At 35.9% G+C, this 1,174-nt stretch carries 1 pseudogene; it reads left to right on the forward strand.

From position 1 onward, the window contains the following. Positions 1-133: 133 nt before the first annotated feature. Positions 134-1,088 (forward strand): annotated as a pseudogene (locus tag QUA07_RS29905) (IS630 family transposase). The last annotated feature ends 86 nt before the right edge of the window (positions 1,089-1,174 follow it).

Consider the following 1,174-nt stretch of genomic DNA (forward strand, 5'->3'; position numbering starts at 1 on the left):
TTATCATTATTATTCAATTATATTTCTACACAAAGGGGTATTGACAAAATCTACTCTTTTCTAACTTGTTACCAATGCGCGATGGTTGATTCACAACACGTTTACTTGTACCAAACTTCATACATTGTTAAAAATGAAAGCTTATTCGATTGATTTTAGGCAAAAAATCCTTGATACTTATCATGCTGAACCCATTTCACAAAAAGCAATAGCTAAGCGTTTTTCTGTAGCCCTGAGTTTTGTACAAAAATTGCTTAAACAATATCGTGAAACAAAAAACATTACTCCGAGAACTGACCGATGTGGAGTCAAAGGCAAACTCAATGCGGAGCCACTACTCATCTTGGCCCAATTGATTGAAGAAAATAATGATGCAACTCTTGAAGAACTCTGTTATTTACTTTATGGAAAACTCGGATTTTCCGTTAGTAGAGCTACCATAGGAAGAATGATAAAACTCTTAAACATTACTGTAAAAAAAAACTCTATTCCCTTCAGGCAAAGGCACAGACCGAGTTCAAATCCTGCGATGTGAGTTCTGGGAAACAATTAAAAAAATTAGTTTGAAAGACTTAATATTCCTTGAGGAATCGGGAGTTAATTTGGCAAGGGTGAGGTTATATGCTAGGTATGCAAAAAGGTGACAGAGCCAAGGGGCCCAAACCAACTAAACGTGGCAAAAATGTCTCAATAATTGGAGCAATGTCAGTCAATGAAATTTTGACATCGGTTAATCTAATAGGCGGAACTGATGCAATTACATTTGAAGCTTTTATTATCAGAAAACTCGTACCCAAACTCTGAAAAGGTGCTTGTGTGGTGATGGATAATTGTCCTATTCACCTGGGAGAAAAAGTCAAAAAAGCTCTTGAAAAGAAAGGCGCAAAATTAATATACTTATCACCTTATTCACCCGATTTTTCACCAATTGAGAATCTGTGGTCAAAACTTAAAATCATTCTCCGTTCTATCAAGACTACTAATTATCAAGAGTTAGGAAAAGCCATCGAGTTTGCGTTCGGACAAGTTACATCGTCAAATATTTTTAACTGTTTACACACTGCTGTTATTGTACCTCATCTTTCTGAGAAAAGCTATAAGTGCAGATGGTGGAAAAGTACGACTCAGGAGACCTCAAGGAGAAAAGTCTGAATGGAAAGACTATAAAGCAATT

The sequence above is a fragment of the Microcoleus sp. T3_A4 genome (assembly GCF_036700465.1).
GTDB lineage: Bacteria > Cyanobacteriota > Cyanobacteriia > Cyanobacteriales > Microcoleaceae > Microcoleus.